Source organism: Streptococcus sp. 151470009-6, from assembly GCF_053628175.1.
In genome coordinates this window covers 74,602-92,786 of record NZ_JBSEZF010000004.1, presented here as the reverse complement: position 1 = coordinate 92,786, position 18,185 = coordinate 74,602, and the positions used below count along the sequence as shown (strand labels likewise).

General features: G+C 42.9%; 20 protein-coding genes. 3 read left to right on the top strand and 17 right to left on the bottom strand.

The features are described from left to right. Positions 1–86: 86 nt before the first annotated feature. From ACUW6H_RS06575 to ACUW6H_RS06510, 14 genes are all read right to left on the bottom strand, one after another. The gene (locus ACUW6H_RS06575; RefSeq protein ID WP_454363116.1) at positions 87–809 is read right to left on the bottom strand and encodes a CPBP family intramembrane glutamic endopeptidase; all 723 of its coding nucleotides are present in this window, start codon (positions 807–809) and stop codon (positions 87–89) included. Positions 810–1,039: 230 nt separating this feature from the next. Next, on the bottom strand, positions 1,040–1,807 hold the full coding sequence (locus ACUW6H_RS06570) for an acetyl-CoA carboxylase carboxyl transferase subunit alpha (protein WP_084946969.1): 768 nt from the start codon (positions 1,805–1,807) through the stop codon (positions 1,040–1,042). Beyond that, on the bottom strand, positions 1,804–2,670 hold the full coding sequence (gene accD / locus ACUW6H_RS06565; RefSeq protein ID WP_096408198.1) for an acetyl-CoA carboxylase, carboxyltransferase subunit beta: 867 nt from the start codon (positions 2,668–2,670) through the stop codon (positions 1,804–1,806). The genes ACUW6H_RS06570 and accD overlap by 4 nt, the downstream gene beginning before the upstream one ends. 35 nt (positions 2,671–2,705) lie before the next feature. Beyond that, positions 2,706–4,073 (bottom strand): acetyl-CoA carboxylase biotin carboxylase subunit, encoded by a 1,368-nt coding sequence (gene accC / locus ACUW6H_RS06560; RefSeq protein ID WP_454363113.1) that lies wholly within the window; start codon positions 4,071–4,073, stop codon positions 2,706–2,708. 11 nt (positions 4,074–4,084) lie between these two features. After that, positions 4,085–4,507 carry a 3-hydroxyacyl-ACP dehydratase FabZ gene (fabZ, locus tag ACUW6H_RS06555; protein WP_454363111.1) on the bottom strand — a complete coding sequence of 141 codons (423 nt, stop codon included), beginning with the start codon at positions 4,505–4,507 and terminating at the stop codon, positions 4,085–4,087. Beyond that, positions 4,504–4,980: an acetyl-CoA carboxylase biotin carboxyl carrier protein gene (gene accB, locus ACUW6H_RS06550; RefSeq protein ID WP_454363109.1), complete on the bottom strand. Its 477-nt coding sequence runs from the start codon at positions 4,978–4,980 to the stop codon at positions 4,504–4,506. Before accB ends, fabZ begins: the two co-directional genes overlap by 4 nt. A 2-nt stretch (positions 4,981–4,982) precedes the next feature. Continuing rightward, positions 4,983–6,218: a beta-ketoacyl-ACP synthase II gene (fabF, locus tag ACUW6H_RS06545; RefSeq protein WP_235080433.1), complete on the bottom strand. Its 1,236-nt coding sequence runs from the start codon at positions 6,216–6,218 to the stop codon at positions 4,983–4,985. A gap of 28 nt (positions 6,219–6,246) precedes the next feature. Beyond that, positions 6,247–6,978, bottom strand: coding sequence for a 3-oxoacyl-[acyl-carrier-protein] reductase (fabG, locus tag ACUW6H_RS06540; RefSeq protein WP_454363106.1), 732 nt, complete (start codon positions 6,976–6,978; stop codon positions 6,247–6,249). A gap of 45 nt (positions 6,979–7,023) precedes the next feature. Further along, positions 7,024–7,944: an ACP S-malonyltransferase gene (gene fabD / locus ACUW6H_RS06535; RefSeq protein ID WP_454363104.1), complete on the bottom strand. Its 921-nt coding sequence runs from the start codon at positions 7,942–7,944 to the stop codon at positions 7,024–7,026. Further along, positions 7,937–8,911, bottom strand: a complete 975-nt coding sequence (fabK, locus tag ACUW6H_RS06530; protein WP_000857452.1) for an enoyl-[acyl-carrier-protein] reductase FabK — start codon at positions 8,909–8,911, stop codon at positions 7,937–7,939. Before fabK ends, fabD begins: the two co-directional genes overlap by 8 nt. 117 nt (positions 8,912–9,028) lie before the next feature. After that, positions 9,029–9,253: an acyl carrier protein gene (locus tag ACUW6H_RS06525; protein ID WP_000257840.1), complete on the bottom strand. Its 225-nt coding sequence runs from the start codon at positions 9,251–9,253 to the stop codon at positions 9,029–9,031. A gap of 57 nt (positions 9,254–9,310) precedes the next feature. Next, positions 9,311–10,285 carry a beta-ketoacyl-ACP synthase III gene (locus tag ACUW6H_RS06520; RefSeq protein ID WP_000852971.1) on the bottom strand — a complete coding sequence of 325 codons (975 nt, stop codon included), beginning with the start codon at positions 10,283–10,285 and terminating at the stop codon, positions 9,311–9,313. After that, positions 10,285–10,719 carry a fatty acid biosynthesis transcriptional regulator FabT gene (gene fabT, locus ACUW6H_RS06515; RefSeq protein WP_000386334.1) on the bottom strand — a complete coding sequence of 145 codons (435 nt, stop codon included), beginning with the start codon at positions 10,717–10,719 and terminating at the stop codon, positions 10,285–10,287. The genes ACUW6H_RS06520 and fabT overlap by 1 nt, the downstream gene beginning before the upstream one ends. 90 nt (positions 10,720–10,809) lie before the next feature. After that, positions 10,810–11,595 carry an enoyl-CoA hydratase gene (locus ACUW6H_RS06510; protein WP_001015588.1) on the bottom strand — a complete coding sequence of 262 codons (786 nt, stop codon included), beginning with the start codon at positions 11,593–11,595 and terminating at the stop codon, positions 10,810–10,812. A 282-nt stretch (positions 11,596–11,877) separates the two neighbouring features. Between ACUW6H_RS06510 and ACUW6H_RS06505 the strand changes: the two genes are divergently transcribed. The 3 genes from ACUW6H_RS06505 to serS all read left to right on the top strand — a co-directional run bounded on the left by ACUW6H_RS06505 (position 11,878) and on the right by serS (position 15,104). After that, complete coding sequence (locus ACUW6H_RS06505) at positions 11,878–13,242, top strand: aspartate kinase (RefSeq protein WP_000869634.1); 1,365 nt, start codon at positions 11,878–11,880, stop codon at positions 13,240–13,242. Between the two features lie 2 nt (positions 13,243–13,244). Then, positions 13,245–13,616 carry a DUF956 family protein gene (locus ACUW6H_RS06500; RefSeq protein WP_454363100.1) on the top strand — a complete coding sequence of 124 codons (372 nt, stop codon included), beginning with the start codon at positions 13,245–13,247 and terminating at the stop codon, positions 13,614–13,616. 213 nt (positions 13,617–13,829) lie between these two features. Then, a complete protein-coding gene (gene serS, locus ACUW6H_RS06495; RefSeq protein ID WP_084849909.1) occupies positions 13,830–15,104 on the top strand; it encodes a serine--tRNA ligase in 1,275 nt (424 codons plus the stop codon). 22 nt (positions 15,105–15,126) lie between these two features. Here serS and ACUW6H_RS06490 read toward each other — a convergent pair whose 3' ends face one another. The 3 genes from ACUW6H_RS06490 to ACUW6H_RS06480 form a co-directional block, all read right to left on the bottom strand. Next, positions 15,127–16,026, bottom strand: a complete 900-nt coding sequence (locus ACUW6H_RS06490; protein WP_000735936.1) for a TDT family transporter — start codon at positions 16,024–16,026, stop codon at positions 15,127–15,129. Positions 16,027–16,136: 110 nt separating this feature from the next. After that, a complete protein-coding gene (locus ACUW6H_RS06485; RefSeq protein WP_454363097.1) occupies positions 16,137–16,685 on the bottom strand; it encodes a carboxymuconolactone decarboxylase family protein in 549 nt (182 codons plus the stop codon). A gap of 130 nt (positions 16,686–16,815) precedes the next feature. Beyond that, positions 16,816–18,138, bottom strand: coding sequence for an alanine/glycine:cation symporter family protein (locus ACUW6H_RS06480; protein ID WP_000891439.1), 1,323 nt, complete (start codon positions 18,136–18,138; stop codon positions 16,816–16,818). Between the last annotated feature and the right edge of the window lie 47 nt (positions 18,139–18,185).

Sequence of the window (18,185 nt, the reverse complement as noted above, 5' to 3'; positions counted from 1 at the left end):
GCTTGCTTTACCCATTGAAAAACAAGAAATTGATAAAAAAGATTTCTCTATCTTCCTAGCAAATTTGAAAAAGTGTTTGACTTCCACTATCTAAAAAAATGATAATAGATATAATTATAAACAAAAATCCAGATGGGTTTTGCATAAATGAGAAAATTGAAAAAACTATGGCACAAGATGGTGATTTTTAGGTTCTTTGTCCACCGATATACTAGAGCAAAGAAAAGACCAACAAAACTATAAATAATCAAACTGATAGGATCGCGATGGGATAATACCAAGTGACTGAGACCAAAGATAAGAGCTGATAAGATAACATCCAGATAATACTTGGACTGGGGAAAGAAGGTATTCATAAAATACCCTCTATCAATTAGTTCCTCTGATATAGGTGCGACGACTACTGTTAAACTAAAACTGAGAACAGTTGATAGAAAAGTTGGTTGCCCATTGGAGTACAGAATCGAAAGAAGGTCTTGAAAGATATACTTGTTATCAATTAGGTGATGAAACTGTATCTGAAAAGCATCCACCAATTGACGAACAAAATAAGTAGCCACTAGACCAACTACAAGGTAAAAGAATCTTGACTTCTTTGAGCTTTTTTTAAAAATATAGAGCATCTCTTTCTTTTTTAACCAAAAGACAAATAAGACTACAAGAACTAGTTCCCAAACAAGTGAAATGACAGAATAGCCATCTATCCCCCATCCCAAAAACTTAGTTAGATGCACGATCCCTAACTCTGGTAGATAAACCGATAGAAATACCAGTGATGTATAGACTCCCAAATGCCCTAGTTTTTTCATTTTTACAAACTTCCTTAACTTCTTATTCCGCTATTCAATTTTTTCCCGTAATTTAGATTTCTAATTTCCTTTCGAGTTTGAAAATCATTTAAACATTACAAACTTCTATATCTAGTATAAATCATTTTTGACCAGTGTGCCATCCATCTCCTAAAATGTCAATTTTTCATCCTGAAATGTATGTTCTCTAGAAAAAATGCTAGAACCTTTACTCAGTTCTAGCTTTCTTTTTAATATTTTCTAAACCGTTGGTAACGTTCTTCGAGGAGCTGTTCCAAGGCTAAGCCTTGCAAGCGGTCAAGTTCTGCACGCAATTCATTTTTAACACGAGCTTGCAGTTCCTTACTGGAAAGCCCTGCTTCTGAGATTACCTTGTCAACGATACCCATTTCTAGGAGTTCGTGTGAAGTGATTTTCATCAACTCTGCTGCTTCCATGGCACGACTTCCATCCTTCCAAAGGATAGAGGCAAAGCCTTCTGGACTGAGCACGGCATAGATCGAATTTTCCAGCATCCAGACACGGTCAGCAACGGCTAGTGCTAATGCACCTCCAGACCCTCCTTCACCGATAATAATCGCGATGATTGGAACCTTGAGGTCGCTCATTTCCATCAGGTTTCGAGCGATTGCTTCCCCTTGTCCACGTTCCTCAGCTCCAACACCTGGGTAAGCTCCAGCAGTGTTGATGAAGGTTACAACTGGACGACCAAATTTTTCTGCCTGTTTCATCAAGCGTAGAGCCTTGCGATAACCTTCTGGATGGGGTTGCCCAAAGTTCCGTTTGAGGTTGTCATGAAGACTTTTTCCCTTTTGGATTCCGACGACTGTTACTGCTTGATCACCTAACCAGCCAATTCCACCAATGACCGCACCGTCATCTCTGAAAGAACGGTCTCCATGCAATTCGATAAATTCATCGAAGATTCCATTGGCAAAATCAAGGGCTGTCAAGCGACTCTGCTCGCGTGCCTCTCTGACAATTTTTGCAATATTCATCCGCGACTTCCTCCATGCAATCTCACTAATTTAGCAATTGTATCTGGTAGTTCTCTACGTTTGACAATTGCATCCACAAATCCATGTTCAAGCAAAAATTCTGCCTTTTGGAAATCATCCGGCAAGGTCTCACGAACTGTATTTTCGATAACACGACGCCCTGCAAAACCAACTAAACTCTGGGGCTCTGCTAGGATAATGTCACCTTCCATAGCAAAAGAAGCAGTAACTCCTCCTGTTGTCGGATCCGTCAAAATCGTCAGGTAAAAAAGTCCTGCCTTGGAATGGCGTTGAACTGCCGCAGAAATCTTAGCCATCTGCATCAAGCTCATAATCCCTTCTTGCATACGTGCACCGCCAGAAGCCGTAAAAAGTACAACTGGCAACTTTTCAACTGTCGCATATTCAAACAAGCGCGTGATTTTTTCACCCACAACGGTTCCCATCGACGCCATGATAAAGTTTGAATCCATGATCCCAAGGGCAACTTTTTGTCCCTTGATGCTAGCTGTACCAGTCAGGACAGCTTCATCCAGTCCTGTTTTTTCACGCATGCTAGCCAGTTTTTTCTGGTAACCAGGAAAGTTCAAGGGATCTTGAGTTTCAATTCCTGTAAACATCTCCACAAAGCTATCAGAATCAACTGTTAGAGCCAAGCGCTCTTGGGCTGAAATACGGAAAGTATAGCTACAATGGGGACAAATGCGCTCACTCCCAAGGTCCTTTTGATAAATGGTGTGCTTACATCCAGGACACTTGGAGAAGAGTTCATCAGGCACCTCCGGCTTGGCTTGTGGTGCCTGCCTTACGGATCGATTAGGATTGATCCGAATATACTTATCCTTTTTACTAAATAGAGCCATAAATCCCCCTTTTAGTTCTCATACTCTTTGAAAGTCTATTCTTTTTCTTGGTAATGTGGCAAGAAAGTTTCCATCAGGAAGGAAGTATCGTAGTCCCCAGCGATAACCCGACGGTCTGAAATCAGATCCAGCTGGAAATCCGCATTGGTTTGTACTCCTTCAATCTCAAGCTCATAAAGTGCCCGTTGCATCTTCATAAGAGCGTCAAAACGATTCTCCCCATGAACAATGATTTTGGCAATCATACTATCATAGTAAGGAGGAATGGTATAACCTGGATAGACTGCAGAGTCTACACGCAATCCAACTCCTCCACTTGGAAGGTAGAGGTTGGTGATTTTCCCTGGGCTTGGAGCAAAGTTAAATGCTGGATTTTCCGCATTGATCCGGCACTCGATAGCGTGACCTCGCAGGACAATGTCTTCTTGTTTGAAAGGTAAAGGTTGCCCGGCAGCAATGCGAATCTGTTCCTTCACGATATCAACACCTGAAACAAACTCTGTGACTGGGTGTTCAACTTGCACACGAGTATTCATTTCCATGAAGTAGAAATTGCCACTGGCTTCATCGAGCAGAAATTCAATCGTCCCTGCATTTTCATAACCAACAGACTCCGCTGCACGAACGGCCGCAGAACCAATTTCATTACGAAGGGTTTTGCCAATCGCGATGGACGGGCTTTCTTCTAAGACCTTTTGGTTATTTCGTTGAAGAGAACAATCCCGTTCTCCTAGATGGATGACGTGTCCCTCTTGGTCAGCAAGGATTTGGACCTCGATATGACGAGCTGGATAAATCACACGCTCAAGGTACATAGCACCATTCCCAAAATTGGCCTTGGCTTCACTGGATGCTGTCTCAAAGGCTGCGACCAAGTCTTCCGCCTTTTCAACCTTACGAATCCCTTTTCCACCACCACCTGCCGATGCCTTAAGCATGACTGGATAGCCAATCTTTTCTGCAACTGCCAGGGCCTCTTCAGCAGTATGAACTTCACCATCAGAGCCAGGGATAACAGGAACTCCAGCCTTGATCATTTGCTCACGCGCATTGATCTTATCTCCCATGGTATCCATCACAGCCCCAGAAGGTCCAATGAACTTAATTCCCACTTCATCACACATCGTGGCAAACTTGGAGTTTTCGCTAAGAAAACCAAAACCTGGGTGGATGGCTTCTGCTTCTGTCAAGACTGCAGCCGATAAAATCGCATTGATATTGAGATAAGATTCTGTCGCCTTACCAGGTCCGATGCAGATAGCTTCATCTGCTAGGAGTGTGTGAAGAGCTTCCTTATCAGCAGTTGAATAAACTGCTACGGTCGCAATGCCCAATTCACGCGCAGCTCGAATAATGCGAACCGCAATCTCACCACGGTTGGCAATCAAAATTTTACGAAACATGGAGAACCTCCTTAGTTTCCAATTGCAAAGGTAAGAGTACCACTCGCTGCAAGCTTGCCATCTACTTCAGCCTTTGCTTCAACCACGGCAATCGTACCACGACGTTTGACAAAGGTAGCCGTCATGACTAATTGATCACCTGGTACAACTTGCTTCTTAAACTTGACCTTGTCCATGCCAGCGTAAAAGACCAGCTTTCCTTTGTTTTCAAGCTTAGACAATTCTAAGACACCCGCAGTCTGTGCCAAAGCTTCCATGATAAGAACACCTGGCATAACTGGATATTGAGGAAAATGACCATTAAAGAAAGGTTCGTTTATCGTGACATTTTTAATGGCAACAATGCTATCTTCACTCACTTCCAAGACACGATCCACTAGGAGCATGGGGTAGCGATGGGGTAGCGCTTCTTTAATTCCTTGAATATCGATCATTTGATACGTACCAATCCTTTACCAAACTCAACCATTTCTTCATCTGAAATGAGAATTTCTGTCACCACACCATCCTTAGGTGCAGGAATTTCATTCATGACCTTCATGGCTTCGATGATCACCAAAGTTTGACCTTTTTTAACACTGTCTCCGACTGTGACAAAGGCAGGTTTATCTGGTCCAGCAGCCAAGTAAGCCACACCAACAAGTGGGCTTTCAACAACATCTCCCTCTGGGGCAACAGTCGATTCAGCTGGTGCTGGTGCTTCTGCTACTGGACTCGAAGGAGCTGAAACCGCTGGACTAGCAACCACTGCAGCTGGCGTTGAAGGAACTGGAGCTGGTACTTCAGAAGCCATTCTTGCTTCATTCTTGCTGAACTGCAATTCGTCCTGTCCGTTTTTATAAGAAAATTCTCTCAAACTTGATTGGTCGAATTGAGCCATCAAGTCCTTGATCTCATTTAAATTCATAATTATTTATTCTCCCAACGTTTGAAAGCAAGAACCGCGTTGTGCCCGCCAAAACCAAAAGTGTTTGAAATAGCATAAGGAATTTCTTGCTCCAAGCCTTGTCCATAAACGACATTGGCTTCGATATAGTCTGACAACTCGCTTGTTCCAGCTGTCATTGGTACATAGTTATGACGCATGGCTTCGATGGTAGCGATGGCTTCTACTGCTCCTGCAGCACCAAGCAAGTGTCCTGTAAAGGACTTGGTTGAAGATACAGGGACTTCTTTACCAAGAACAGCTACGATCGCACCACTTTCTCCTTTTTCATTAGCAGGAGTTGAAGTTCCGTGAGCATTGACATATGCTACTTGCTCAGGAGAAATTTCTGCCTCTTCCAAAGCCAGTTTCATAGCCTTAATCGCGCCTTGACCCTCTGGATGAGGTGAAGTCATATGGTAAGCATCACAGGTATTACCATAGCCAACTACTTCAGCCAAGATAGTTGCCCCACGTTTTTCAGCATGTTCAAGGCTTTCAAGAACCAACATCCCTGAACCTTCTCCCATGACAAAACCATTACGGTCTTTGTCAAATGGAATAGAAGCACGAGTTGGATCTTCCGTAGTGGATAGAGCTGTCAAAGCTTGGAATCCAGCAATGGCAAAAGGAGTGATTGATGATTCTGATCCACCAACTAACATGACATCTTGGAAACCAAACTTGATAGAACGGAAGGCATCCCCAATGGCATCGTTTGATGAGGCACAGGCTGTATTGATTGATTTACAAATACCGTTTGCTCCGAAACGCATCGCAACATTTCCTGAAGCCATATTTGGCAAGGCTTTTGGAAGTGTCATTGGTTTAACACGTTTTGGGCCTTTGTCATGAAGACGGATAACCTGATCTTCGATTTCTTTGATACCTCCGATACCGGAAGCAACGATGACACCAAAACGATCTTTATCAACCGTTTCTACATCAAGGTTGGCATGTGTCACTGCCTCTTGCGCTGCATACAAGGCATACAAAGAATAATCATCAAAACGGTTGGTATCTTTTTTGACAAAGTATTTATCAAACGGGAAATCTTGAATTTCAGCCGCATTGTGTACGGCAAATTCACTATGATCAAACTTAGTGATTTCTCCAATTCCGATTTTTCCAGTTTGCAAACTGTTCCAAAATTCTTCTGGGGTATTTCCGATAGGAGAGGTCAATCCGTAACCTGTTACTACAACTCGATTTAGTTTCATCTGTCTTACCTATATCTTTCCTTATTTTTTACATGCTAAGTCCGCCATCAACAGCGAGAACTTGTCCAGTCAAATAATCTTGTTGGGCTAAGAAGACCGTGGCATCCGCGATATGGTCCGCCTGACCAAACTGTTTCATAGGGATTTGCGCTAGTGTTGCTTCCTTGACCTTATCAGATAAAACAGCAGTCATATCTGACTCGATCATTCCTGGTGCAAGAGCATTTACACGCACATTGCGATTGGCAACCTCACGCGCTACTGACTTGGTAAAACCAATCAAACCAGCCTTGGAAGCCGCATAGTTGGCTTGTCCGATATTTCCCATCAGACCAACCACACTAGACATGTTGATAATCGCACCTTCACGTGCCTTAATCATCTGTTTCAAGACAGCTTGAGTCATGTTAAAGGCCCCTGTCAAGTTGATCTTAAGCACTTTTTCAAAGTCTTCTTCGGTCATCTTGAGCATAAGCATATCTTGAGTGATCCCAGCATTGTTGACCAAGACATCAACCGAACCAAGTTCTGCGATTGCTTGATCTACCATACGCTTGGCATCTGCAAAGTCTGAAACATCACCTGAAATCGGTACTACTTTGACGCCGTAGTTTGAAAACTCAGCCAGCAATTCTTCTGAGATTGCCCCGCGACTATTCAAAACTACATTAGCGCCTAGTTGGGCAAATTTGTGAGCAATGGCAAGTCCGATACCACGACTTGAACCTGTTACAAAGACATTTTTGTTTGTAAGTTGCATTCTATTTCTCCTATTTCCTGTTGTATTTTGTGGGAGAAGGGATCATTAGTTTCCTAACAAAGCATCCAAGCTTGCTTGGTCTTCAACGTTAGCTAGCTGAGCTGTTTTATCGATTTTTTTGACAAAGCCTGACAGGACCTTTCCAGGACCAATTTCAATAAAGTTGGTTACCCCAGCATCCTTCATCACAGCAATACTTTCATAAAAACGAACAGGTTCTTTGACCTGACGCGTCAAAAGCTCTTGGATTCGATCTTTTTCCATAACAGCAGCTTCCGTATTGCCGACTAGTGGGCAAGTAAAGTCAGAGAAACTCACTCCCTCCAGAGTTCCAGCTAGTTGCTGACTGGCTGGCTCAAGAAGGGCTGTATGGAAAGGACCCGATACATTTAAAGGAATCAATCGTTTTGCTCCTGCTTCCTGCAAGAGTTCAACTGCGCGGTCAACTGCAGCCACCTCACCACCGATAACGATTTGGCTTGGGGTGTTGTAGTTAGCTGGAGTCACTACTCCAACGTTAGAGGCTGTTTCACAAGCTTCCTCAATCGCTTCAACTGGAGTATTAAGAACGGCAACCATCTTCCCAGAGCCTGCAGGTGCAGCTTCTTCCATATAAGCACCACGTTTAGCAACCAAGGCAACTGCATCCTCAAAGTCCAAGGCACCACTTGCTACAAGAGCAGAATATTCCCCAAGAGACAATCCTGCTACCATATCCGGCTGGTAGCCCTTTTCTTTTAATAGTCGGTAAATAGCAACCGAAGTCGCTAAAATAGCTGGTTGCGTATAGCGAGTCTGGTTTAGCTTGGTTTCTTCCTTATCGATCAAGTCACGAAGGTCATAACCCAAAACTTGACTGGCTTGGTCAATTGTTTCCTTGACAATAGGATAGTGATCATAGAGATCACGCCCCATTCCTAGATACTGAGCACCTTGACCCGCAAATAGAAAGGCTGTTTTAGTCATTTCTTACAACTCCTGCCCAACGAGAGGCTTCTTCTTGAATTTTTTTGGCTGCGCCATAGTATAGATCTTTTAGGATTTCTTCGACAGTTTCCTCTTTAGATACCAAACCAGCGATCTGACCTGCCATGACAGATCCACCTTCTACATCTCCATGAACAACGGCTTTAGCTAGGGCACCAGCTCCCATTTGTTCAAAGATTTCTAAATCTGGATTTTCTTGTTTAAAGGCATCTTTTTCAGCCTGCTCAAAGTCACGTGTCAACTGATTTTTAATGGCACGAACAGCATGTCCAAAGTGTTGAGCTGAAATAGTCGTATCAATATCACGAGCTTTTAAGATTTTTTCCTTGTATTTTGGATGGGCGTTAGATTCCTTAGCTACTACGAAACGCGTACCAACCTGAACAGCCTCAGCACCAAGCATAAAGCCTGCAGCGACACCTTCACCGTCCGCAATTCCTCCAGCTGCGATAACTGGAATTGAAACAGCTGCAGCAACTTGGCGAACCAAGGTCATCGTCGTCAATTTACCAATATGCCCACCGGCTTCCATTCCTTCTGCAATAACTGCATCTGCACCAATTTTTTCCATGCGTTTTGCCAAAGCAACACTTGGAACAACAGGAATAACTGTAATTCCTGCATCATGGAAACGAGTCATGTATTTACTTGGATTTCCTGCACCAGTTGTCACCACCTTGACCCCTTCTTCAATCACGAGATCAACGATGTCTTCTACAAAAGGTGACAAGAGCATGATGTTGACACCAAAAGGTTTGTCCGTAAGTGATTTGATTTTATCGATATTAGCCTTTACGACCTCTTTAGGTGCATTCCCACCACCGATGATCCCTAGACCACCAGCTTTTGATACTGCACCAGCCAAGTCACCATCCGCAACCCAGGCCATTCCTCCTTGAAAAATAGGATAATCAATGTTCAATAATTCTGTAATACGTGTTTTCATAGTGCCTCCATCATTCCTTGCTTACGTAATAGTTCGATGAGTTTATCGTTTGAGTTTCAAACTATTACCTAAACAAGAGGGAGTGGGTTTCCCCTACTCCTTCTAGTAATATGTTAATTATTTTGTTTGCTCTTCAACGTAGGCAACCAAGTCACCAACTGTTTTCAAGTTATCTTCTGCTTCGATTTGGATATCGAAAGCATCTTCGATTTCAGAGATTACTTGGAACAAGTCCAATGAATCTGCATCCAAATCATCAAAAGTAGATTCAAGTGTTACTTCTGATGCGTCTTTCCCAAGTTCTTCAACGATAATTTCTTGTACTTTTTCAAATACTGCCATGATAGGACTCCTTTAAAATATAAAAATTTTATAACTATGTGTTTACCACATGATTACCTAGATTGTAAGAACGAGTGTGCCCCATGTCAAACCTCCACCGAAGCCCGATAGGAGAATCGTCTGGCTACCATCTAAACGAATCATGCCATTCTCCACACACTCTGAGAGCAAAATCGGGATACTTGCTGCACTGGTATTTCCATACTCCATCATATTGGCAGGAAGCTTGTCTCGGTCTACGCCGATCTTCTTAGCCATCTTATCCAAAATGCGGATATTTGCCTGATGAAGCAATAGATAATCCAATTCCGATGCTGCGATTGGACCATTTTCAATGGTTTCTTTGATCGATCTAGCAACATCACGATTTGCAAAATCAAAAACTGCTCGTCCATCCATCTTCAAAAAAGCAGGAACTGCTTCTTGATCCGAGAAAGGAGAAGCCAAAGCCGTTTGACCATAGGTCAAACACTCGCTCCGAGAGCCATCTGTATAGAGACTTTCCACAAGGAAGTGCCGTGTTTCGCTCGCTTCCAAGAGAACCCCACCAGCTCCATCTCCAAAGAGAACAGCTGTCGAACGATCTGACCAATCAACTGCCTTGGATAAGGTTTCAGCCCCGATAACAATCCCTTTTTTGAACTGTCCAGAACTTAAAAACTTTTCTGCAGTTGAGAGAGCGAATACAAAGCCACTGCAAGCTGCTGTCAGATCAAAGGCGAAAGCTCTGTGCGCTCCGATATTTGCCTGAACTCGAGCTGCTGTGGAAGGCATCATCGAGTCTGGGGTAATCGTCGCTACAATGATAAAATCAATCTGATCCGCTGTTAAGCTCCCTTTAGCCAGCAAGCTCTTAGCAACTTCTGTCGCCAAGTCACTTGTAGACTCTGTTTTTGAAATATGTCTCTGTTTAATTCCTGTCCGACTTGAAATCCACTCATCGCTTGTGTCCATGATTTGGGCTAAGTCATGATTAGTGACCACTTGCTCTGGAACATAATGAGCAACCTGGCTTATCTTTGCAAAAGCCATTATTTCAAATCCTCCAAAAATTGATAAAGTTTCGTTAAGCCTCTGCCCATGACTTCTTTTTCCTCAGGGCTCATGCCATCGATGATTTTTTCGACCATAGCCTTGTGGAATCGTTTATGAAGGCGGTGAACCAAACGACCTTTCTTTGTCAAATGCAGATAGACCACTCGACGGTCTTGGTCAGAACGAATACGCTCAATATAACCTTTTCTCTCCAGGTTATTCAAACTCGTCGTCACTGTTCCAAGAGTTACCATCAGTTCTTTGGAAACCTTACTTGGCGTTGCCTCCGGGAACTTCCCAATCACATCGATCGTGTGCATTTCTTTGATGGAGATGTCTTTGAATCGACTACCTCGTAAGCTAACCTCCTCAATCACAAGGACGTTATTAAAAATAGATGTTAGATAATCATTTACTTGTTGGTAGTCCAAATCGTTTCCCTCCCCCTCAAAAAACTTTTACAATCAAAACATTTGATAAAAGAAGTATAACAAACTTCAAAAAATTGTGCAAGTATTTTTTCACATTCCTGTAAATTTTGGTCTTCTTCTTTCAGAATGCGCTCGAACCCCTTCTTTGAAATCTTCAGTTAGAGATAACGATTCTTGTAGTTTCAATTCTAATTCGGCATAATTCTGCCAATCCTTGAATTGACTTTCCCAAACTAACTTTTTAATCGCTGCGTATGAGTTTGCTGAACCTCTTCTTAATTTTTTCAGAACTTGTTCTCTTGTTTTTTCTAATTTGTCAACTTCACAAACACGGTATACCACGCCCCATTCTAGCGCTTTTTCAGCAGTCAAAGCTTCACCTGTCATGGCAAGTTGTGCAGCCCGTGTTACCCCGATACTACGACTCAAGAGATGAATCCCACCAGCGTCTGGCGCCAATCCAACTCCGACAAAGGCTTGAATGAATTTTGCCTTGTCAGTCGCTAAACAGAAATCAACTGCTACTGCCATATTTGCTGCAGCACCAGCAACCGCTCCATCTACCTCCATCAAAACAGGTTTAGGAATTTGCTTGATTTTAAAAGAAATTGTATTGACTAATTCTGCAATCTTATTCAAAGAAGGGATATCATCTTCGTCTACTGCGCGTTTCATCTCAACCAAGTCTCCTCCAACTGAAAAGACCTTCCCATTCGCATTAATCAAGATGAACTGCACAGCTTGATCCTGCTCCGCTAGAGTCAAAGCTTCTAAAATTTCCTCACACATTGGGATATGGAAACCATTTGCCACTTCGGGACGATTCAAAGTAATGATAGCCAGATCATCTACGATCTGATATAAGATATGATTCATAGCTTCTCCTTTTATTTTGTAAGGCAATAAAATTGTTTTATCATCAAAGTATACCTTTTTTTGGATAAAGAGGCAAGGAAAAACTAAAGGAAAGTGTCTCAGCTGATTATTTACCCATCATTTATGAGTGTGAGTAAAATTTGACACCCTTACTTTTAAACTGTTATCGCTTTTCAAAATAAGTTAGTGTTTTCTTCTATTATAATAGGAAGTTATTTTCTTCATTGAAAAATGCCCCTCTTTCTGCTATAATCGTATAAAATACTTACTTGAGGAGTCCTTATGAAGGTTGTAAAATTTGGCGGAAGCTCGCTTGCCTCTGCTGGTCAGTTAGAAAAAGTTTTAAATATCGTTAAAAGTGATAAAGAGCGCCGTTTTGTAGTCGTTTCTGCACCCGGAAAACGCAATGCTGAAGATACCAAGGTAACCGATGCCTTGATCAAATACTATCGTGACTATGTGGCTGGAAATGACATCAGTGCTAGCCAAAGCTGGATCATTGACCGTTATGCCGCTATGGTTAGTGAACTTGGGTTAAAACCTGCTGTTTTAGAAAAAATCTCTAAAAGTATTCGGGCCTTGGCAACTCTTCCTATAGAGGACAATGAATTTCTCTATGATACCTTCCTAGCGGCTGGAGAAAATAACAATGCCAAATTGATTGCAGCCTACTTTAACCAAAACGGCATTGATGCACGCTATGTTCACCCAAGAGAAGCTGGAATTGTTGTCACAAGTGAACCAGGAAACGCACGCATCATTCCATCTAGTTATGACAAGATTGAAGGCTTGGCTGATAGCAACGAAGTCCTTGTCATCCCTGGTTTCTTTGGTGTGACTAAGGAAAATCAAATCTGTACTTTTTCACGTGGAGGTTCAGATATCACAGGTTCTATCATTGCAGCAGGTGTTAAGGCTGATCTCTATGAGAACTTTACAGACGTAGATGGTATCTTTGCTGCCCATCCTGGTATTATCCACCAACCACACTCCATTCCTGAATTAACCTACCGTGAAATGCGTGAGTTGGCTTACGCTGGATTTTCAGTCCTTCATGACGAAGCCCTTCTTCCTGCCTACCGAGGAAAAATTCCTCTTGTCATCAAGAATACCAACAACCCTGACCACCCAGGAACACGCATTGTTTTAGAACACAGTAGTGATAAATTCCCTGTAGTAGGAATTGCGGGTGACTCAGGATTCGTCAGCATCAACATGTCAAAATACCTCATGAATCGCGAAGTCGGCTTTGGTCGCAAGGTTCTTCAAATCCTTGAGGACCTCAATATCGGTTGGGAACACATGCCTACAGGTATCGACGATCTTTCAATCATCCTCCGCTCCCGTGAATTAACTCCTATCAAAGAAGAAGAAATTCTACGTCAACTCGTTCAAAAGGCTGAAGTAGATCATGCTGAAATCGAACATGACCTTTCCATCATTATGATTGTCGGAGAAAAGATGAAGAGCCATATCGGGGTAACTGCTACTGCAACACGTGCTTTGTCTGAAAATAAAATCAACATCCAGATGATGTCACAAGGTTCAAGCGAAGTTTCCATCATGTTTGTTGTCAATAAAGAGCAAGAAAAAGCAGCAATCAAGGCTCTCTATCATGCCTTTTTCGGTGAAAGTAAGGAAGACTAATCATGGCCCAATCACTCAATCAAGTCATTGACCTCCAAACCACTGGAACATCTTACCTCTCTATCTCTGGAAAAGTTGGAAAATTTCTAGTTGGGGATCAAGCCTTAGAGTTTTATCCTGATGTCAATGTCGAACAATATATCCAAATCCCCTGGTCCAGCATTCAGCAAATCGGAGCCAACGTAAGTGGTCGCAAAATCAGCCGCCACTTTGAAGTCTTCACTAATCAAGGAAAATTCCTCTTTGCTTCAAAAGACTCTGGGGCTATCCTCAAAATCGCTCGGGAAAAATTAGGAAACGACAAGGTCGTGAAACTTCCGACTCTACTCCAGACCATTGGAAAAAAACTTAAAAATCTATTTGCAAAAAAGTAGAAACTTTAGTATAATCATAGCAACGGATAAGTAGGTTATCTCCTTCTTTCAGAAAGTCTGCGGGTGCTGTGAGCAGATAGGAGGGATAGGTGAAATTCTACCGTTGTTCACAATTACATATACAATCAAGTGCACACCTGTGAAGTTGGATGGAACCGTGGCCCTGCCACTCCAACGCTTTGTCAGGTGTGCTTTTTTCATAAAGGAGTTCTTATGTTAGATATTAAACGTATTCGCACAGATTTTGAGGCTGTCGCTGAAAAATTAGCTACACGTGGTGTAGATGCTGCTATCTTAAATGAGATGAAAGAAATCGATGCTAAACGTCGTGACATCTTGGTCAAGGTTGAAACTCTAAAAGCAGAACGTAACACAGTTTCTGCTGAGATTGCCCAAGCTAAGCGCAACAAGGAAAATGCCGATGACAAGATTGCTGCGATGCAAACCCTATCTGCTGAAGTCAAAGCCTTGGATGCTGAATTGGCGGACATCGATGCTAAATTGACAGAATTTACCACTACTCTTCCAAACATCCCTGCTGACAGCGTTCCTGTTGGGGCTGACGAAGATGACAATGTGGAAGTTCGCCGTTGGGGTACTCCACGCGAGTTTGACTTCGAGCCAAAAGCTCACTGGGATCTTGGTGAAGACTTGGGTATCCTTGACTGGGAACGCGGTGGTAAGGTAACAGGAGCTCGCTTCCTCTTCTATAAAGGACTCGGTGCTCGTTTGGAACGTGCTATCTACAACTTTATGTTGGATGAGCACGGTAAAGAAGGCTATACGGAAGTTATCACACCATACATTGTTAACCATGACTCTATGTTTGGTACTGGTCAATATCCAAAATTTAAGGAAGATACTTTTGAATTGAAAGACACTAATTATGTCCTCATTCCTACAGCTGAAGTGCCTCTTACAAACTACTACCGTGATGAAATTCTTGACGGTAAAGACCTGCCAATCTACTTTACCGCTATGAGTCCATCATTCCGTTCTGAGGCTGGTTCTGCCGGTCGTGATACACGTGGCTTGATTCGTCTGCACCAATTCCACAAGGTTGAAATGGTCAAATTTGCCAAACCAGAAGAATCTTACGAAGAATTGGAAAAGATGACAGCCAATGCTGAAAATATTCTTCAAAAACTCAACCTTCCATACCGTGTCGTTGCCCTCTCTACTGGGGACATGGGCTTCTCAGCTGCTAAGACTTACGACTTGGAAGTGTGGATTCCGGCGCAAAATACTTACCGTGAAATCTCAAGCTGTTCAAATACAGAAGATTTCCAAGCCCGTCGTGCCCAAATCCGTTACCGTGATGAAGCCGATGGCAAGGTGAAACTCCTTCACACTTTGAACGGTTCTGGACTTGCAGTTGGACGTACAGTTGCTGCTATTCTTGAAAACTACCAAAATGCAGATGGTTCTGTAACTATTCCAGAAGCACTTCGTCCATATATGGGTGGAGCTGAAGTTATCAAACCATAAAAAAAGGCCTAGCTATTTCTAGCTAGACCTTTTTTCGTAACCAAATCAGATAACCAACCAAGACAAAGAATAAAATAGTGAGGCATATAACAGTTTCAGCAAACACCAGATAATCCAGAAATGGAAGTTTCAAGATCCCCTGAGCCATCTTGAGCGAAGTAGCTGTGATAATGGTTGGGAAGGTGAGGGCTGAGAAGGCTGGTTGAAAGCCTTGTTTTAAAATATTGGGCAGGCGAGTTAAAACAAAGAAAAAGAAGGACTGAGATGCCAAAATCATGACAATCAAGAGCCAAGTCGGTAGGCCTGCTCCTCCAACTCGAACTAGAGAAGCTAAGAGTAGGGAAAAGGGAGCACAGTAGATTCCTTCCTGTCCAAGCAAGGCCACTGGGAGTGGATCTTTCTTTAAATCGCTATAAATAAGCGGATAGAGATAGAAGGTCAAGACAAAACCAAAACTCAAGGTCGCATAGGCAATCTCAATAATGCCTACCAGAGGATAGGTCAAGGCTGCTACTGCTATTCCCACATAGAGTACCGTCCAACTTGGAGTCGCATTGACCCTCCGACCCGGACAGGCAAATTTGATGGTAAAAGTAGCAATCAACGCCAAATCCAAGAGAAAGGAAAACCACCAGATTCCTTGTGCTAGCAAAGAAAGAGCAGGGAATACGCGAAAAACATAGGTCGATAAAATCATCCCAGCCATAGGAAAAGTGGCCATCCCAGATAAAAGAGGGGGCTTGGTCAATTCTTGCTTGGTTTCTTCCCAATTAAAAAGATGGAGAATCAGAAAGAAAAGCCACAACACTAGACCAGTCAGGCTCAATAAATGCGACAGAACAGGCAAAGTATCTGCAATCAGATTTCCTGCACCTGCTAAACCTAATAAACAGCCAGAGAATACTAAGGGTAGCTTTTTCATCCGAGCCTCCAATAATCATGTTATTATTAGTATAGCATAAAAGCGCTTAAAATAGCATAGAAAAATGAAGACTGGATTGCTCAGTCTTCATTTTTTCTTTCTGATTCGAACTAGGAATAAGGTTGTAATTCTGGGTTAATAGGCGTATTGGCTAGATTGTTGGCATAGTTGCAGAGGCTGGCAAGACTAACACCGAGAACCACGTCCAAGGCATTTTGTTGCGTGTAACCAGCTTGCAAAAATTCAGCCAAGGCTTCATCTCCTACACGCCCTTTGGTATTGATGACCGCCAAGGTAAACTTAGCTAGAGTATCTAGTTTTGGATCTGTTTCAATCGGAGTGCGGTTGCGAAGGGCTTGGAGAAGATCATCATTCATCTGGATTTGTTTGATTGAAAAGGCAGTATGTCCAGCCACGCAGAAAGCGCAACCATTGGTTACGGCTGCCGTGATTTGCACTACTTCACGCTCTACTGGTGTTAAGCTATTGCGACGGTTGATGGCTCCGACAGTTCGGTAGGCTTCAAGCGCGGTAGGAGCGTTAGCCAAGAGACCGATTAGGTTGGGAATATAGCCATTGTTATCTTTTTGTACTGTTTCAAGAACTTCTTTCACTTCTGCTGGTGCTGATTCTACTGTGTGGATGGTAAATGTTGTCATAAGAAACCTCTTTTCATTTTATTGTCATTTAGTCTATCATAGAATTTCCCCCTTGGATAATATATATTTTCAATCGCCTTGATAGGAAATGTCTATGAAATGAAAAAATCACACTAAAAGTGTGATTGGGTTAGTGTTTAAAATACTTTTTAGTCTCAGCAATGACGACTGGCGACAAGACCAAGAGGGCAATCAAGTTTGGCAGAGCCATCAAGGCGTTGACGATATCTGCGATAATCCAAACCATATCCAACTCGATAAATCCTCCCAACAAGACCATGACTACAAAGACTACACGATAGAGCCAGATAAAACGAACACCAAAGAGAAACTCAAAACAGCGCTCTCCGTAATAGTTCCATCCGAGGATCGTCGTAAAGGCAAAGAGCACAAGGAAGATGGTCAAAAGAGCAGGTCCAAAGTGTGAAAAAACTGTTGAAAAGGCTGACTGGGTCAAGGCAACTCCATTCAAATCACCACTCCAAACACCAGTTACCAAGATTGTCAGACCTGTCAGAGTACAGATAATCAAAGTATCAATAAAGGTTCCTGTCATGGAAATCAAGCCTTGCTCGACAGGCTCATTAGTCTTAGCTGCAGCCGCCGCAATGGGAGCAGAACCAAGACCAGATTCATTAGAAAAGACTCCTCGCGCCACACCATTCTGGATAGCCATCCGAATACTGGCACCTGCAAAACCACCTACCGCAGCCGCTGGACTAAAGGCTGAAGTAAAGATCAGTACAAGTGTGGCTGGGATTTTCTCGATATTAAAGAGAATAACTGTAAGAGTTCCTAAAATATAGACAATAGCCATAAAAGGAACCACTGCTGTCGAAACTTTTGATATGGATTTGAGGCCACCAAAGACGGCAATCCCTACAAAAACAGATAAAACGAGAGCTGTGATAGCTGGATTAATTTGAGCTGTATTTTGGATAGATTCTGTAATTGAATTGACTTGGGTAAAGGTACCAATCCCTAGAAGGGCTACCAATACACCCGCTAGGGCAAAGAAGATAGCAAGTGGACGCCACTTTTCTCCCATCCCCAAAAGGATGTAATGCATGGGTCCTCCAGCTACAGCTCCATTTGCATCCTTAGTACGGTATTTGATGGCCAGCAATCCTTCGGCATATTTGGTCGCCATCCCAAAGAAGGCCGCCATCCACATCCAAAAGAGGGCCCCTGGTCCTCCAACCTTAATGGCTGTCGCTACCCCGATGATATTTCCCGTACCAACTGTGGCTGCTAGAGCCGTACAGAGAGCAGCAAAGCTCGACACATCGCCGTGCCCCTTGTCCTTGGTAAAGATCAACTGAAAGGCCTTAGGGAGACGAGTAACCTGCAAAAGGCCCAGTCGGATGGTCAAATAGATACCCGTTCCGACCAATAAGATCAAGAGGGGAGGCCCCCAAGCAAAAGCATCAAGCGCTTTAAGCAATTCTAACATGTCCTTCTCCTATCTTTCAACCCCAAAAGAAAGAGTACATGCAAGAT

What these genes read in the sequence shown, in the direction of transcription:
- ACUW6H_RS06520 (WP_000852971.1), bottom strand. Translation starts at nt 10,285, where the DNA reads ATGGCTTTTGCAAAGATAAGCCAGGTTGCTCATTATGTTCCAGAGCAA.
- accB (WP_454363109.1), bottom strand. Translation starts at nt 4,980, where the DNA reads ATGAATTTAAATGAGATCAAGGACTTGATGGCTCAATTCGACCAATCA.
- ACUW6H_RS06510 (WP_001015588.1), bottom strand. Translation starts at nt 11,595, where the DNA reads ATGAATCATATCTTATATCAGATCGTAGATGATCTGGCTATCATTACT.
- ACUW6H_RS06490 (WP_000735936.1), bottom strand. Translation starts at nt 16,026, where the DNA reads ATGAAAAAGCTACCCTTAGTATTCTCTGGCTGTTTATTAGGTTTAGCA.
- fabZ (WP_454363111.1), bottom strand. Translation starts at nt 4,507, where the DNA reads ATGATCGATATTCAAGGAATTAAAGAAGCGCTACCCCATCGCTACCCC.
- fabG (WP_454363106.1), bottom strand. Translation starts at nt 6,978, where the DNA reads ATGCAACTTACAAACAAAAATGTCTTTGTAACAGGTTCAAGTCGTGGT.
- ACUW6H_RS06575 (WP_454363116.1), bottom strand. Translation starts at nt 809, where the DNA reads ATGAAAAAACTAGGGCATTTGGGAGTCTATACATCACTGGTATTTCTA.
- fabD (WP_454363104.1), bottom strand. Translation starts at nt 7,944, where the DNA reads ATGACTAAAACAGCCTTTCTATTTGCGGGTCAAGGTGCTCAGTATCTA.
- ACUW6H_RS06500 (WP_454363100.1), top strand. Translation starts at nt 13,245, where the DNA reads ATGGCCCAATCACTCAATCAAGTCATTGACCTCCAAACCACTGGAACA.
- accD (WP_096408198.1), bottom strand. Translation starts at nt 2,670, where the DNA reads ATGGCTCTATTTAGTAAAAAGGATAAGTATATTCGGATCAATCCTAAT.
- accC (WP_454363113.1), bottom strand. Translation starts at nt 4,073, where the DNA reads ATGTTTCGTAAAATTTTGATTGCCAACCGTGGTGAGATTGCGGTTCGC.
- serS (WP_084849909.1), top strand. Translation starts at nt 13,830, where the DNA reads ATGTTAGATATTAAACGTATTCGCACAGATTTTGAGGCTGTCGCTGAA.
- ACUW6H_RS06485 (WP_454363097.1), bottom strand. Translation starts at nt 16,685, where the DNA reads ATGACAACATTTACCATCCACACAGTAGAATCAGCACCAGCAGAAGTG.
- fabK (WP_000857452.1), bottom strand. Translation starts at nt 8,911, where the DNA reads ATGAAAACACGTATTACAGAATTATTGAACATTGATTATCCTATTTTT.
- fabF (WP_235080433.1), bottom strand. Translation starts at nt 6,218, where the DNA reads ATGAAACTAAATCGAGTTGTAGTAACAGGTTACGGATTGACCTCTCCT.
- ACUW6H_RS06505 (WP_000869634.1), top strand. Translation starts at nt 11,878, where the DNA reads ATGAAGGTTGTAAAATTTGGCGGAAGCTCGCTTGCCTCTGCTGGTCAG.
- ACUW6H_RS06570 (WP_084946969.1), bottom strand. Translation starts at nt 1,807, where the DNA reads ATGAATATTGCAAAAATTGTCAGAGAGGCACGCGAGCAGAGTCGCTTG.
- ACUW6H_RS06525 (WP_000257840.1), bottom strand. Translation starts at nt 9,253, where the DNA reads ATGGCAGTATTTGAAAAAGTACAAGAAATTATCGTTGAAGAACTTGGG.
- ACUW6H_RS06480 (WP_000891439.1), bottom strand. Translation starts at nt 18,138, where the DNA reads ATGTTAGAATTGCTTAAAGCGCTTGATGCTTTTGCTTGGGGGCCTCCC.